This is a genomic window from Streptomyces sp. NPDC058773 (assembly GCF_042746015.1).
In the GTDB taxonomy this organism is placed as follows: domain Bacteria; phylum Actinomycetota; class Actinomycetes; order Streptomycetales; family Streptomycetaceae; genus Streptomyces.
This window is the reverse complement of record NZ_JBHYPE010000058.1, coordinates 14,455-28,300: the sequence shown is the minus strand read 5'-3', so window position 1 is coordinate 28,300 and position 13,846 is coordinate 14,455. Positions and strand designations below refer to the sequence as shown.

Sequence of the window (13,846 nt, the reverse complement as noted above, 5' to 3'; positions counted from 1 at the left end):
CGTCCGGATTCCGGGCGGCACCTTTTCCGTGTCAGAACGGCGTCAGGGTGAGGGTGATCTCCTTCGGCGCGGTGTCCTCGATGTACGAGGCGAAGCCGGCGACGTCGTCGAAGGCGAAGCCGTACGCCTTGCCGTCCCGGGTCGCGGCGTGCATGGCCTTGGCGTAGTGGTTGGCCAGTTTCTGCTGGTAGAAGGCGGCCGGGTCGGTGGTGGGCTGGTGTGCCTGGGAGGCGAGAGTGGCGCGGTTGAGGGCGGCGCCCAGGACGGCGGCCACCGGACCGAGGGTGCCGTCGTTGGGAGCGGCGAGGGTGCCGTCGCAGAAAAGGACGTCGCGGGTGGAGGGCTTGTCGAAGGTGATCGTGCGCGTGGGGGCACCGCCCTGGCCCTTGAGGCCTCGGGGGACCGTGAAGACGAGTTTGCCGTCGCGGACCCGGCCGGTGAAGGTGCCCGCGTTCGTGGTGACGGACAGGTCTTTGGCCGCGTAGGCGGACCAGGCCTCGTCGATGGCGGGGGCGAGGTGGTCGCCGGCGAACAGTCCGCTGTCCAGGCCGTGGCCGGGGGCGATCACCCGCTTGTCGTCGATGACCAGGCGGTCGAAGCCCTCGGCGGCCTTGATGTCGGCGAAGATCCTGGCGCGGGCACCGTCCTTGAGCGTGCCGGTGGTCTGCTGCTCGGCCCCGGTGAGCTGGAGCGCGAGCGGCACGCTGAACATATCAACCATGGTGGTGTTGCAGTACATCCCACCGGCGTTGTACGTGAACTCGGCGCAGTCGTGCAGCACGTCGTAGTTGGGGTCGCCGGCGACCCAGCCCGCCGGGTAGGCCAGCGCGGCCTTGCCGTTGCCGTCCTCGACCGCCTTGAACTTCAGCTTGCCGCCCAGCGCGGTGTAGATCCGGCCGGACATCTGCGGCAGCTGGAGGGTCGTGGTGCCGCTCGCGGCGAGGGGGACGGCGTAGTCGGTGAAGCCGTCGGAGCCGTTGTCGGCCACTGCGACCGGCTTGAGTTCACCCTCGGGCGTGACGTGCACCTGCTGGGTGCCGTCATTGCCGACGATATAGACCCAGACCGAGGAGTTGGCGTACGCGCCGGAGTTGTTGACCAGGTGGAGGGGCATCGAGGCGGCGGACCGGACGGGACCGCGGGAGGCCGCGGCCGGGGCGGGCGCGCCGTTCGCGCGGCCGGTCAGGGCGATTCCGGAGGCTGAAGCGGCGGCGAGACCGCCGAGCAGGCTGCGACGAGTGATCACGAGGCGGCTCCTTGCCGGGCGGTGTGCCGGTCGGTGGGGGTGGCGGTCCGGCCCGTACGGGTTCCGGCGGACCGTCGGCCGGAGATCGCCCGGCACCCGGACCTGATGCTCATGCTCATGACATTCTCTCCTCGGGGCACGGTGGGGGTCGTGAGGAGTTCCTGGGGCATGCGGACTGAGAGCGCTCCCATGGTGTGCGCTGTGCACCCTGCCGACTCGATGGCAGACCGTCAAGTGACAGTGCAGGAAAAGGAGTTGCATGGTGTCCGAGCCGAACGGCCCACGGCCGACGCTGGAGGCGGTCGCGGCCCGCGCCGGGGTTTCCCGGGCCACGGTCTCCCGGGTGGTCAACGGTGGTGCGGGCGTACGGGACGCGGTCCGGGAGCGGGTGCGCCAGGCGGTCGCCGAGCTGGGCTACGTACCGAACAGCGCGGCCCGCTCGCTGGTCACCCGCCGCACCGGCGCGGTCGCCGTGGTCATCGCGGAGCCGGAGACCCGGGTCTTCAGCGATCCGTTCTTCGGACGCCAACTGCGCGGTATCGGCCGCGAGCTGGCCGCCGCCGACACCCAGCTGCTGTTGATGCTCGTCGAGCACCGCGCCGACTACGAACGCATCGGCCGCTATCTGTCGGGCGGGCACGTCGACGGCGCGCTGATGTTCTCGCTGCACCGCGGCGACCCACTGCCCGCCATGGCCGAACGCGCCGGGCTGCCCACTGTCTACGGCGGCCGGCCCGGCTGGGCGGGCGCCGGCGGGGCGCCGCGGCCGCTGTATGTCGACACCGACAACCGCGATGGCGCCCGGCAGGCCGTACGCCATCTGCTCGGCCGCGGCCACCGCCGGATCGCCGTGATCACCGGACCGCTCGACCAGACCTCCGCGGCGGACCGCCTCGACGGCTACCGCGAGGCGCTGGGCGCGGCGGAGCCGGATCCGCGGCTGATCGCGGACGGCGGGTTCACGGCACACGGCGGTGAGCGGGCGATGGCCGAACTCCTGGACGCCGCACCGGATCTGGACGCCGTCTTCGTCTGCTCCGACCTGATGGCGAACGGTGCGCTGCGGACCCTGCGGGCGCGCGGGCGGCGGGTGCCGGAGGACGTGGCGGTGGTCGGCTATGACGATCTGGAACCGGCGGCCTGGGCGGATCCGCCGCTGACCACGGTGCGGCAGGACGTGGAGGAGATGGGACGGCTGATGGCCCGGCTGCTGCTGCGGCTGCTCGATCCGCGGCGGGCGGAGGACGCGGACGCGGTGCAGCTCGCGCCGGTGATCACGGAGGCTCGGCTGGTGGTGCGGGAGTCGGGGTGACGGTGCCGGGCACCGGGAGGCGGCCGGGTCGGGCCCGTGCCACACGGCAGCGCGAACCGGACCGTGGAGCTCCGGATAGCGGACAGCGGGTACCGTCCTCGCCATGGGGCAGGAAGCGAAGATGGAAGCCGAGATCACGGTGCGCAGGGCGCTGGAGCTGCCGGCGCTGCGCCGCGGTCTGCCGGAGGTGCTGGCCGGCGGCGACCGGCTGGACCACGCGGTCCGCTGGGTGCACGCCGGCGAGGTCCCGCACATCGCCTCCCTGCTCAAGGGCGGCGAACTGCTGCTGACCACCGGGCTCGGGCTCGGCGCCCGGCCGGCCGAACAGCGCGCCTTCATCCGCAAGCTCGCGGACCGCGAGATCGCCGCGCTCGTCGTGGAGCTGGGCTCCCGTTTCTCCTCCCTGCCCGCCGCGCTGGTCGACGCAGCGCGGGACTGCGGGCTGCCGCTGATCCAGCTGCACCGCGAGGTCCCGTACGTCACGGTGACCGAGGCGATCCACACCGAGATCATCAACAGCCACTACGCCCTGCTGCGGCGCGCCGACGAGATCCTGCGGCGCTGCACGGACGTGCTGCTGCGCGGCGGTGGCGTCCCCGAGGTGCTCCAGCTGCTGGCCGTCTTCACCGGCAACCCGCTCTGTCTGGAGGCGCCCGACGGCAGCCCGCTCTACGCGGCGGGCCCGGACGGCGACGACGACGGGCCCGCGGCCGCCGACCCGCTGCTGGCCTGGGAGGGCCTGCGGGACACCGGCCTCCGGGTCGATGTGCCCGGCGGCGGCCACGGCCCCGACGCGGTCCGCGCCCGGCTCGTGCTGCTGCCGGTCAACGCCCCCTTGGCACCGGTGCACCGGATCGCCGCCGAACGGGCCGCCGATCTGCTCGCGGTCGTCATGCTCCAGTCCCGCCAGGAGGAGGTGCTCGCCGCCCGTGGGCGCGGCGATTTCCTCGCCGACCTGGCGGAGGGCCGGATCTCCGCTGCCGAGGCGCCCGCGCAGGCCCGCCTGCTGGGCTTCCGCCCCGGCAGTGAGCCCGTGCTCCCGGTGGTGATGCGGCTGCCCGCGGGGCTTCCCTCCCCCGGCAGCTGGGCCCTGCTCGCCCAGGCCCTGCGCGAGGAACTCGCCGCGCCCGGAGTGCCCGTGCTGCTCGGTGTCCGCCCCGTGGAAGGCCGGGTTCCGGTGCTGGTGGCGCTGCGGGAGGGCCAGGACCGCGACGCGCTCGCCGACCGGATCGCCGAGGCCCTGCGCGCCGGGGTGGTCCGCGCCGGCCTGGACCGGCCGGCCGCGCACCGCCCCGTGGTTGTGGTCGGTACGCCGGGCGACTGGGCAGCGGCGGGCCCCGGTCTCCAGCACGCGGCGGAGGCGGCGGCCGCGGCCCAGGGTCTGCCGGAACAGCCCTGGTACGACGCCCGCCGACTGGATATCGAGCTGCTGTTGTGGCGGATGCGCGAACACGGCGAGCAGGGTGTGCTCACCGACTTCGTGGAGCGCGCCATCGGGCCGCTGCTGGCCCATGACCGGGCCGCCCGTCAGCCGCTGCTGCCGACGCTGGAGGCCTATCTGGCCAGCGCGGGCCGCAAGGCCGAGACCGCCCGCGACCTGAACGTCAACCGGCAGACCCTGTACGACCGGCTGGCCCGCATCGCCCAGCTGCTGGGCACGGATCTGGACGACCCACAGACGGTGCTGGGCCTGCGACTGGCGCTGCGCGCGCGGCGCCATACGGACAGGCCGTAACGGGCGGCTGCCAACGGGGCGGGCAGACGTACGGGCTGCCGGTGCGCCGGCAGACGTACGGGCTGCCGGTGCGCCGGCGTCGCCCCGCGGCGGTCTCCGCCGCCGTCGCCGTACCGAGCGCGATCAGCACCCCGCACGTGGTGCGCTCCGGATTGCGGTGCACCCGGGGGTACTGCAGCCGGCGCAGCACCCGGCCCGCACAGACCACGACCAGCAGCAGCCGGCCCGCGGCGATCACCGCGTCGACCGCGCCGAGCACCGAGTGCCCCTCGGGGAGGAACTGCGGCACCACGGCCACGAAGAAGATCCCGGCCTCGGGGTTGAGCAGGCAGCTCAACAGCCCCTGCCGGAAGGCACGCGGGGGCGCGAGGGGCCCGGCGGCGCGGCCATCCGCTTCCTGGACGCCGAAGATGCCCGGGGCGTCGGAGGGGTCCGGGCCGGGAGCGGCCGCGGGCGTCGTCGCCGTGGCGGCGCGCCGGTGCGCCCAGAGCGCCTGGCCGCCGAGCAGCACCAAGTAGGCGGCGCCCGCCAGCCGTACGACCGTGAACGCGGCGTCCCGGCGCTGCAGCGCCGCGGCACGGCCCGACCGCGGCGGCCACCGCCCAGGCGAGCGAGCCGACGGCGGCGCCGACGGGCCGTCGCGGCTCCCTTACGCCGTCCGCCGCGCACACAGTTGCGCAGCACCAGCAGGGTGTCCGGGCCCGGCGCCATCGTCACCAGCAGGGCGAACAACACAAATCCCGCAACCGCGGCTGTCACGGCGGTCTCCTCTCGTACTGCGACCGGGCGGCGACGGAGGAACACCCTTGGGCCGTACATGAATCCGGCTCCGGGGAGCCTATCGGCCGGGTCCGCGGGGCCGGACGGGGTGACCGGAGTGGCCGGGTGACCGAAGGGGCCGGGTGACCGAAGCGGCCGGGTGACCGAAGCGGCCGGGTGACCGAAGCGGCCGGGTGACCGAAGCGGCCGGGTGACCGAAGCGGCCGGGTGACCGAAGTGGCCGGGTGGCCGAAGTGGCCGGACCTGTTGGCCCGTTGGCTCGTCGGCTGGTTCGACCGTTTGGCCGGTTGGCGGGACGGGACCGGCCGTCGTGGCCGTAGTGGTCAGACCGGCTGGATCGGCTGGGTCAACTCGTCGTAGACGCTGAGGACCTGGGTGACGGTGTCGTTCTCGCTGGGCCAGCCGGCCGCCTGGGCCCGGCCCGCCTCGGCGAGCGCGTCCCGCCGGGTGGGGTCGGCGAGGAGCGCGAGCACCGTACGGGCCAGCGCGGCGGCGTCACCGTAGCGGACCAGTTCCGCGGCCCCGCCGACGAGTTCGCGGGTGCCTCCGGTGTCGGTGGCGACCAGCGGCACCCCGGCGCGCAGCGCCTCCTGGGCGATCAGCGAGCGCGCCTCCCACCGGCTGGGCAGCACCACCAGGTCGGCGGCGGCGAGGAGTTCGGGCACGTCGTCACGGCGCCCGAGCAACTGGACGGGCAGCTGCTCGCTGTCGATCCGCCGCTGCAGCGCGGCCCGCTGCTCGCCCTCCCCCGCGATGGCGACCAGCGGCTGCGGATCGAGCGCGCACCACGCGTGCGCCGCGTCCAGCAGCAGGTCATGCCCCTGGTTCGGATCGAGACGGCCCACCGCGAGCAGCAACGGGCGGTCCACCGCGCCCAGTTCGGCCCGCTCCTTGTGGCACATCCGGTCATGGTCCTCGAGGTCGTCCGGTGCGCTGCCGTACCGGGGGCTCGGAATCGCGACCGGCGCGAGCCGTGCGTCCCGGGCGCCCCGCTCACGCGCCCTGTCCACGAGATCGGAACAGGCGCCGAGGACCACGGCGGCGGCCCGTGCCACCCGCCGCTCCATCAGGTGCACCACCCCGGCTCGCGCACCCTCGGTGTGCGCCTTGGTGTGCCAGGTGATGACCAGGGGAACCCGCCGCCCACCCCGGGGACCGCGCAGTCCGCGCAGCGCCATCGAGGCCCGCAGCCCGGCCCGCAGCCCGTGCGCATGCACGAGGTCGGCGTCCCAGCAGGCGCTGCGCAGCACGGCCACGCTCGCCGGATCCATCCGCGGCGGGACGTGCACGAACCGCGCGCCGGACCCGGTGAAGTCGTAGGCCTCCTCGGTCTCCGGAGTGGTGCAGACGGTCACCCGCACCCCGCGCGCGACCAGTCCTTCGGCCAGCGAGCGGACATGCGCCGCGCTGCCGGCACTGCCGTGCCCGAGCACCTGGACCGTGCGCAGCGGCGACAGACCGTGCGCCGAGGTCGGGGTACTGGTCACGTGGTCGGGCTCCTGGGTAGGGGGCGGGCGGTCCGTACCGGCGGCGCGGTCCGCTGTGCTGCGGTGCGCGGCCGGCGGCCGCCTGCCTGCCCGGCGGACGGGCGGGCCGCGGCGAGCGGGCCCGGGACTGCGCACCGCGCCCAGGATGCCAGCCCGGCAAGGTCACTTCGGCACCGTCCGGCCGACGTTCCGGTGGGAAGTCTCACGCCAACGCCCACCAGATCACCCACATGGGCGACAAACCGCCCGCGCGGGTCGATGGCTCCTACGGGTGACCCCACTCCCCGGAGTGCGCTGTGCGCCCCAGTGCGGGGCGCGTGCGCCGCCGTCCGGCGCGCGCTCCGAGTTTGGCCGAATCAGGAGTTGATGCGGCGAGGAGCACCCATCGGGAATGGTCGCTCTGCCCGCATTTGACTGGTGTTTGGCGCCCTGACTGGGGCGTTGAGGCGGCAGAGTGCCCATGGAGAGCCGAACCGACGGTGGCGTACCCCGGACGGGCGGCCTTGGGCGGCCGCATCAGCCGGCCTCAGAGCGCGGCGGCCGCCCGGCTGACGCGGTCGCCCGCGGCCGCGGCGGCGACGAGTGCTGCGGCGTGTGCGGCCAGACCCCGGCGGCCGGTGCCCGTGACGACGGCGAGACCGAGCGCGGCGCCGAGGGCGTGCGCACCGGCGTCCCCGATCATCGTGCGCTCCCCGAGGTCGTCGCCGAAGACGGCGGCCACCGCTCCCATGGGCGCGGCGGACAGCGCGCCCGCCGGACCGCGGCGCAGCAGCCCGGGTGCGCCGAGGGCCAGCACGGCGCCGCCCGCCCGGCCGGGCCGGACGTCCAGCAGGTTCACCAGATGGGCCGAGCCCGCGATCACCACGCCTGCCAGCAGCTTGTCGGCCGGGCGCTCCTTGAGGAGGGCGCCGGCCGTGAGCCCGGCGGCGCCGATGCCGAACAGCTTCACCGCCCCGGTGGTGACCTCTTTCTGCCGGAGGGCAGAGAGGTGCGCCCGGAATCCGCGGCGTGGGTCACCGGCGCCGAAGACATCGTCGTACGCACCGCAGCCCCCGGCGGCCAGCACCGCCAGAGCCGCGGCGGCCCGGGTCCGGGCGGGCAGGCCCGGCGCGGTGGCGGCGGCGAGGGCGGTGCCGGTGGCGGCGGCGAGACCCGCGTGCAGGTCCACGCTCCGGCCGGCATAGTTCTTCCGCTCCCAGAGGACGGCACCGCCCGGCGGCCGCTTCCTGAGCGCCGTGTAGACGGCCCGGGTCACCCCTGCCGCCCCCAGGAGCGCCGAGATCCGCCCCGGCACCCTGCCGCCCGCCACCGTCACCATGTCTCTCCCCTCGCCCGGCGCCACGCCGTGATCGACTCCCGTCACCCTAGGAGCGGGCGCCGCCCGGTCACGCGGGAACGACGCCCCCGGCTCCGGCGGCGGGCAGAAAGACCGGTGCGCCCCGGGTGCGCACCGCTTCCTAGCTGCCCGTACGCGCAGTCTCCAGCAGTTCCTCGGCGTGCGCGCGGGCCGTTTCGGAGTCCTCCTGACCGGCCAGCATCCGGGAGAGTTCCCGGACCCGCTCCTCGCCTTCCAGGACCGTGACGCCGCTCCTGGTGACCGAGCCGTCGTTCGTCTTCGCCACCAGCAACTGGCGGTCCGCGAACGCCGCAACCTGCGGGAGGTGGGTGACGACCACGACCTGCGCCGACTTGGCGAGCCTGGCCAGCCGTCGGCCGACCTCGACGGCCGCCTTGCCGCCGACCCCCGCGTCGACCTCGTCGAAGAGGTAGGTCGGTACGGGGTCGGAGCCGGCGAACACCACCTCCACGGCGAGCATCACCCGGGAGAGTTCACCGCCGGACGCGCCCTTGGCGATCGGCCGGGGCGGTGCGCCCGGGTGCGGGGCCAGGAGAAGTTCGACTTCATCGGCGCCGGCCGGGCCGTAGGCCACCGTACGGCCGCCGACCTCGATGCCGTCGGCGTCCTCGGCAACCTCGGTCTGGCGGATCTCGACGGTCACCCGGGCATGCGGCATGGCGAGTTCGGCGAGTTCGGCGGTGACCGCGTCGGCGAAACGCTTCGCCGAGGCCGTCCGGGCATCGGTCAGCGTTTGTGCCAGTTCGCCCAGTTCGGCCCGGAGTGCGTCGCGCTCAGCGGTCAGCTCACCGATCCGGTCGTCGTCGCCGTCCAGTTCGGCGAGCCGGGCGGCGCTCTCCTCCGCCCAGGCCAGCACCGCTGCGATGTCCTCGCCGTACTTGCGGGTCAGGTGGTTCAGCGCGGCGCGGCGCTCCTCGACCGCGGCGAGCCGCAGCGGGTCGGCGTCCAGGCCGTCCGCGTAGCCGGCCAGCTCACCCGCCACATCCGCCACCAGGATGCCGATCTCACCGATCCGCTCGGCGAGCCCGGCGAGCTCCCGGTCGTGGCTGCGGACGGCCTCCAGCGCGCGATGGGCGCCGGCGACCAGGGTGGTGGCGTCGACGCCCTCGGGGTCCTCGGGGTTGCCGGCCAGCGCGGCGTGCGCGACGGTCGCGGCGGAGGCCAGCGCCTCGGCGTGGCCGAGCCGCTCCGCCTCGGCGGCGAGTTCGGTGTCCTCGCCGGGGAGGGGCTCGGCCGTCGCGATCTCGTCGAGGCCATAGCGCAGCAGGTCGGCTTCCTGGGAGCGCTCGCGGGCCCGTGTCGTCAGCTCGTCCAGCTCGGTGGCAACGGCGCGCAGCCGGCGGTGGGCGGCGGTGTATTTGGCCAGCGGGACCGCGACGGTGTCCCCGGCGTAGCGGTCCAGGGCCTGGCGCTGGCGGGCCGGGCGCAGCAGGCCCTGCTGGTCGGTCTGGCCGTGTACGGCGACCAGGTCGTCGGCCAGCTCCGCCAGGAGGCCGACCGGTACCGAGCGGCCTCCCACGTGAGCGCGCGAACGGCCCTCCGCGGAGAGCGTGCGGCTGATCAGCAGCGCGCCGTCGTCCAGCTCCGCGCCGGCCTCCTCGGCGCGTACCGCGGCGGCGGCGCCGGGGGCGATGCCGACCCTGCCCTCCACCACCGCCGATTTGGCGCCGATCCGCACCAGGGCGGGGTCGGCGCGCCCGCCGAGCAGCAGGCCGAGGCTGGTGACGACCATGGTCTTGCCCGCGCCCGTCTCGCCGGTCACCGCCGTGAAGCCCGGGGACAGCTCGACAACGGCGTCGTCAATGACACCCAAGGACCGGATCCGCATCTCCTCCAACACGGATACGACCTTACGAGGTCCCGGGGCCGCCCCGCGACGGCCTCCCCTTACCTCCACCGCCGACCCGGGAGAAAACCCCACCGGAAAATGGGAGATATCTGCATGGTGCGTGATCACGCTCAGCCGTCACGCTGATCACAGTCCGGAACGAAAGGTGTGCTCATGTCCAGCAGATCGACGTATGCGGGGCGGCCCGGCCGCCGTCCCGAAACCCTCACGGAACGGGTGACGGGCCACTCCTCCTCCCGCGTGACTCCGCCGCCGCGCCCCACCCGCGTCGCGGGCCTCCTCGCACACCTGCGCAGGGGGAAGGGCCACGGCCACCGCGCGCTCCTTCGTCGATGGCGACGGCCCCGGGCACGAAGCGCCTCAGTGCGGCGCCCCCCGCCACCCCGCCACGGGGAGGGCGAACTTGGCGACCAGACGGTCCGTGAAGGAGGCGTGGTGCAGCCGGGCCAGGCGTACGGGCACGGCACCGCGGCGGACCTCGACGCGGGCGCCGGCGGGGAGTTCGACACTACGGCGCCCGTCGCACCACAGAATGCCGTGCGGGGTCTTGGGCTGGACCTCGACCGCCAGTACGGAACGCGGCGAGGTGACCAGCGGCTTGGCGAAGAGGGCGTGGGCGCTGATCGGGACCATCAGCAGGGCCTCGACCTCGGGCCAGACCACGGGCCCGCCGGCCGAGAAGGCGTACGCGGTCGAACCGGTCGGGGTCGCGCAGACCACCCCGTCGCCGCCGAAGCGCGAGACGGGCCGGCCGTCGACCTCGGTCACCACCTCCAGCATCCGCTCCCGGGCGGCCTTCTCCACCGACGCCTCGTTCAGGGCCCAATCGGTGTGCACGACATTGCCGTTGTTGCGGACGAGGACATCGAGCGTCATCCGCTCCTCGACCTCGTACGCACGGGTGACGACCCGGTCGACGACCTTGTCGAGGTCGTCGCGCTCAGCCTCCGCGAGGAAGCCGACCCGGCCGAGGTTGACGCCGAGCATCGGAACCCCGGACGTCCGGGCGAAGTCCGCGCCGCGCAGCAGCGTGCCATCCCCGCCCAGGACCACCAGGAGTTCACAGCCCTCGGCGGCGCACTGCTCGGACTCGACGCGCTGCACCGACGACGGCAGCGGCAGGTCCGCCGCCTCCTCCGCCAGCACCCGTACGCCGATGCCGCTGCGCAGCAGGCCCTGGACGACGAGTTCGGCGCTGCGGATGGCCGCGGGACGGCCCGTGTGGGCGAGCAGGAAAACGGTGCGCCCGGCTCCGGTGTTCTCGTGTGCTGCGCTGCCTTCAACTGCCTGGGTAGTGGTCAACGAGGCCCCTCCGCCACTGCACGGTCGACATCCGCCGGGTCGAGTGCAGGCGCCCCGGCGCGCAGCCACAGAAAGTACTCGACATTCCCGGAAGGTCCAGGCAGCGGGCTCGCAGTTACGCCAAGTACGCCAAATTCCAGTTCGGCGGCCCGGTTCGCGACCGCGCGTACGGCCTCGGCCCGCAGCTCCGCGCTGCGCACCACCCCGCCGCTTCCCAGCCGCTCCTTGCCGACCTCGAACTGCGGCTTGACCATCAGCACCAGATCCGCGCCGGGCGCCGCACAACCGGCCAGCGCGGGCAGTACGAGCCCCAGCGGGATGAACGAGAGATCGCCGACGATGAGATCGACGGGCTCCGAGTCGATCTGCTCCAGCGTCAATTCCCGGACGTTCGTCCGGTCCTTCACGGTGACCCGCTCATCGCTCTGGAGCGACCAGGCGAGCTGTCCGTATCCGACGTCCACGGCGACGACATGACGGGCGCCGGCCCGCAGCAGGACATCGGTGAAGCCACCGGTCGAGGCACCCGCGTCCAGCGCCCGGCGGCCCTCGATCTTCAGGCCGAGCGGGACGAAGGCGGCGAACGCCCCGGCGAGCTTGTGCCCGCCGCGCGAGACGTAGTCGGGGTCGCTCTCGTCCTCGCGGACGACCACGGCCGCGCTGGTCTCCACCTGGGTGGCCGGTTTGGTCGCGGTCGCCCCGCCGACGGTCACCCGGCCCGCGGCGATCAGCTGGCTCGCGTGCTCGCGCGACCGGGCCAGCTTGCGGCGCACCAGCTCCGCGTCGAGTCGGCGTCGTGCCACTCCTGCCACCTGTGGTTCAGCTCCTGTGGTCGTGTGTCTTCGAGGAAGGGGCGGGCGGCCCGGGTTGCTGGTCGAGACCGGCCAGCACATCGCGCAGCCCACGGTGCACATCCTCGTACACCTGGAGGTGTCCGCTCGCGGGGAGGTGGTCGGCGTCGGCGAGGCGCCGCAGCCCGGCATCGACCGCGGCCTCACCGGTGGGGGTCACTCCCACCCCGATCGGCTGCGGCCCGGCGGGCGCCTCCGGCTCGGCGGCGGTGTCCGCCCGGCCCCGGTCGTCCGGCTCGCTGGCAGGGACCGGCACGACCGGACCCGACGGCAGGCCGCCCGCGGTGCTCATGGCTCCACCGCCGTCGCGCTGGCCGGGCGCCCTTGGCTCCGCGGGCTCGGTGGGCTCCCCTGGCGCGGCTTCCGCGGGCGCCTCCGGCTCCGGGCCGGACGTCGGCTCTTCCATGCCCCCGACGCTACCCCGGCGAAGCCGGTCGAGGACGAACGAGCCGTCCCCGACCTGGCGTATCGTCGCTCACGATGGCAACCCTCGACCAGTGCCGCGCCGCTCTCGACCGGCTGGCCCAGAACCTGTCCTCGGCAGACGGCAGCGTCCGCCACGCCGCCTCGTTCGACCGCTCGCTCAGCTGCCGCATCACCGATCTCGATGTGACCTTCCTCGGGCGGCTGACCGACGGCTCCATCCAGGAGGTGACCAGCGTCCCCGGTCCGCCCCCGCACAAGGCCGAGATCCGGCTGAGCATGGCCGGCGACGACCTGGTCGCCCTGGTGGACGGAGAGCTGAACTTCGCCAAGGCCTGGGGCAGCGGCCGCGTCAAGCTGGAGGCCGGCCTGCGCGACCTCCTGCGCCTCAGGACTCTGCTCTAGCGGCGGCCCCGCCCCCGCCTGAGCGCCCTGACCCGGCGCGCCCGGCAGTCCGCAGCCCACCCGGCGCGCCCAGCGGCCGCGCCGACCCCGACCGCCCCCGGCCTTCCCCTACCGTCCGCCCCCGCGCCCCGCCCCCGCCGGGGCCTTCGTCTCCGCGCCGTGATCGGCTCGGGAGCCACCGTGGCGGGGCTTGCGGGCGGCGGGGATGACCAGGGGGGTGCCGGTCTCCGGGTCGTCGATGATCTGGCAGCCGAGCCCGAAGACCTGCTCCACCAGGTCCGCCGTGACGATGTCGGCCGGTGCGCCCTCGGCGATGACCGCCCCGTCCTTCATGGCGATCAGGTGCGTCGCGTAGCGGGCCGCGTGATTGAGGTCGTGCAGCACCGCGACGAGCGTGCGCCCCTGCTCCTCGTGGAGTTCCGCGCACAGGTCGAGCACCTCGATCTGGTGCTGGATGTCCAGATACGTCGTCGGCTCGTCGAGCAGGAACAGCGGGGTCTGCTGGGCGAGCGCCATCGCGATCCACACCCGCTGCCGCTGCCCGCCGGACAGTTCGTCGACATAGCGCTCGGCCAGCCCGCCGACGCCGGTGGCGGCCATGGACTCCTCGACGATCCGCTCGTCCTCGGGCGACCACTGCCGCAGCAGCCCCTGGTGCGGATAGCGGCCGCGGGCCACCAGGTCCGCGACGGTGATCCCGTCCGGGGCGACCGAGGACTGCGGCAGCAGCCCGAGCGTCCTGGCGACCTTCTTGGCCGGCAGCGAGGAGATCGCCGCGCCGTCCAGCAGGACCGATCCGCTCGACGGCTTGAGCATCCGCGAGAGCGCGCGCAGCAGTGTGGACTTACCGCAGGCGTTCGGGCCGACGATGACCGTGAAGGAGTGGTCGGGGATGGCGACCGAGAGGTTCTCGGCGATCACCCGCTGGTCGTAGGCGAGGGTGACGTTCTCGGCCGTGAGACGGCTCACTTCGGAACTCCTGGGGTTGTCGTGTCACTGCTGTTGCCGGGCTCGGCACCGGGCACACCGTCACCGGCCGTGGGCGGCACCGTCGGCCGCCGCGCACAAGCCCGCCCCGCACAAGCCCGCCCGGCACCGG

At 74.2% G+C, this 13,846-nt stretch carries 12 protein-coding genes and 1 pseudogene; 3 read left to right on the top strand and 10 right to left on the bottom strand.

Going from position 1 to position 13,846, the window contains the following annotated elements:
* Positions 1–31: 31 nt before the first annotated feature.
* Entirely contained in the window at positions 32–1,246 is a 1,215-nt protein-coding gene (locus tag ACFW5B_RS31770; RefSeq protein ID WP_386447293.1) for a beta-1,3-glucanase family protein, read from the bottom strand.
* On the bottom strand, positions 1,243–1,365 hold the full coding sequence (locus ACFW5B_RS31765; RefSeq protein ID WP_386447291.1) for a hypothetical protein: 123 nt from the start codon (positions 1,363–1,365) through the stop codon (positions 1,243–1,245). The genes ACFW5B_RS31770 and ACFW5B_RS31765 overlap by 4 nt, the downstream gene beginning before the upstream one ends.
* Positions 1,366–1,505: 140 nt before the next feature.
* On the opposite strand from ACFW5B_RS31765, the gene ACFW5B_RS31760 reads away from it, so the two are divergent.
* Together ACFW5B_RS31760 and ACFW5B_RS31755 are read left to right on the top strand one after the other, a co-directional pair.
* Complete coding sequence (locus tag ACFW5B_RS31760) at positions 1,506–2,558, top strand: LacI family DNA-binding transcriptional regulator (RefSeq protein WP_386447288.1); 1,053 nt, start codon at positions 1,506–1,508, stop codon at positions 2,556–2,558.
* Positions 2,559–2,661: 103 nt separating this feature from the next.
* Positions 2,662–4,293 carry a PucR family transcriptional regulator gene (locus ACFW5B_RS31755; RefSeq protein ID WP_386447285.1) on the top strand — a complete coding sequence of 544 codons (1,632 nt, stop codon included), beginning with the start codon at positions 2,662–2,664 and terminating at the stop codon, positions 4,291–4,293.
* A 277-nt stretch (positions 4,294–4,570) separates the two neighbouring features.
* On the opposite strand, the pseudogene ACFW5B_RS31750 reads toward ACFW5B_RS31755, so the two are convergent.
* The 7 genes and pseudogenes from ACFW5B_RS31750 to ACFW5B_RS31720 all read right to left on the bottom strand — a co-directional run.
* Positions 4,571–4,807: pseudogene (locus ACFW5B_RS31750) on the bottom strand (hypothetical protein); the annotation flags it as partial.
* 589 nt (positions 4,808–5,396) lie between these two features.
* A complete protein-coding gene (locus tag ACFW5B_RS31745) occupies positions 5,397–6,560 on the bottom strand; it encodes a glycosyltransferase family 4 protein (protein WP_386447282.1) in 1,164 nt (387 codons plus the stop codon).
* Between the two features lie 526 nt (positions 6,561–7,086).
* Positions 7,087–7,878 (bottom strand): hypothetical protein, encoded by a 792-nt coding sequence (locus ACFW5B_RS31740; RefSeq protein WP_386447279.1) that lies wholly within the window; start codon positions 7,876–7,878, stop codon positions 7,087–7,089.
* Positions 7,879–8,017: 139 nt separating this feature from the next.
* Positions 8,018–9,745, bottom strand: a complete 1,728-nt coding sequence (gene recN / locus ACFW5B_RS31735; protein ID WP_386447319.1) for a DNA repair protein RecN — start codon at positions 9,743–9,745, stop codon at positions 8,018–8,020.
* A gap of 381 nt (positions 9,746–10,126) precedes the next feature.
* Positions 10,127–11,068 (bottom strand): NAD kinase, encoded by a 942-nt coding sequence (locus tag ACFW5B_RS31730; protein ID WP_386447276.1) that lies wholly within the window; start codon positions 11,066–11,068, stop codon positions 10,127–10,129.
* Positions 11,065–11,880: a TlyA family RNA methyltransferase gene (locus ACFW5B_RS31725; protein WP_386447273.1), complete on the bottom strand. Its 816-nt coding sequence runs from the start codon at positions 11,878–11,880 to the stop codon at positions 11,065–11,067. The genes ACFW5B_RS31730 and ACFW5B_RS31725 overlap by 4 nt, the downstream gene beginning before the upstream one ends.
* 7 nt (positions 11,881–11,887) lie before the next feature.
* On the bottom strand, positions 11,888–12,325 hold the full coding sequence (locus tag ACFW5B_RS31720; protein ID WP_386447270.1) for a hypothetical protein: 438 nt from the start codon (positions 12,323–12,325) through the stop codon (positions 11,888–11,890).
* Positions 12,326–12,399: 74 nt separating this feature from the next.
* Between ACFW5B_RS31720 and ACFW5B_RS31715 the strand changes: the two genes are divergently transcribed.
* Entirely contained in the window at positions 12,400–12,747 is a 348-nt protein-coding gene (locus tag ACFW5B_RS31715; protein WP_386447267.1) for a sterol-binding protein, read from the top strand.
* Positions 12,748–12,855: 108 nt separating this feature from the next.
* Here ACFW5B_RS31715 and ACFW5B_RS31710 read toward each other — a convergent pair whose 3' ends face one another.
* On the bottom strand, positions 12,856–13,716 hold the full coding sequence (locus ACFW5B_RS31710; RefSeq protein WP_386447264.1) for an ABC transporter ATP-binding protein: 861 nt from the start codon (positions 13,714–13,716) through the stop codon (positions 12,856–12,858).
* Positions 13,717–13,846: the final 130 nt, after the last annotated feature.

What these genes read in the sequence shown, in the direction of transcription:
- ACFW5B_RS31765 (WP_386447291.1), bottom strand. Translation starts at nt 1,365, where the DNA reads ATGAGCATGAGCATCAGGTCCGGGTGCCGGGCGATCTCCGGCCGACGG.
- ACFW5B_RS31760 (WP_386447288.1), top strand. Translation starts at nt 1,506, where the DNA reads ATGGTGTCCGAGCCGAACGGCCCACGGCCGACGCTGGAGGCGGTCGCG.
- ACFW5B_RS31755 (WP_386447285.1), top strand. Translation starts at nt 2,662, where the DNA reads ATGGGGCAGGAAGCGAAGATGGAAGCCGAGATCACGGTGCGCAGGGCG.
- ACFW5B_RS31740 (WP_386447279.1), bottom strand. Translation starts at nt 7,878, where the DNA reads ATGGTGACGGTGGCGGGCGGCAGGGTGCCGGGGCGGATCTCGGCGCTC.
- recN (WP_386447319.1), bottom strand. Translation starts at nt 9,745, where the DNA reads ATGCGGATCCGGTCCTTGGGTGTCATTGACGACGCCGTTGTCGAGCTG.
- ACFW5B_RS31720 (WP_386447270.1), bottom strand. Translation starts at nt 12,325, where the DNA reads ATGGAAGAGCCGACGTCCGGCCCGGAGCCGGAGGCGCCCGCGGAAGCC.
- ACFW5B_RS31715 (WP_386447267.1), top strand. Translation starts at nt 12,400, where the DNA reads ATGGCAACCCTCGACCAGTGCCGCGCCGCTCTCGACCGGCTGGCCCAG.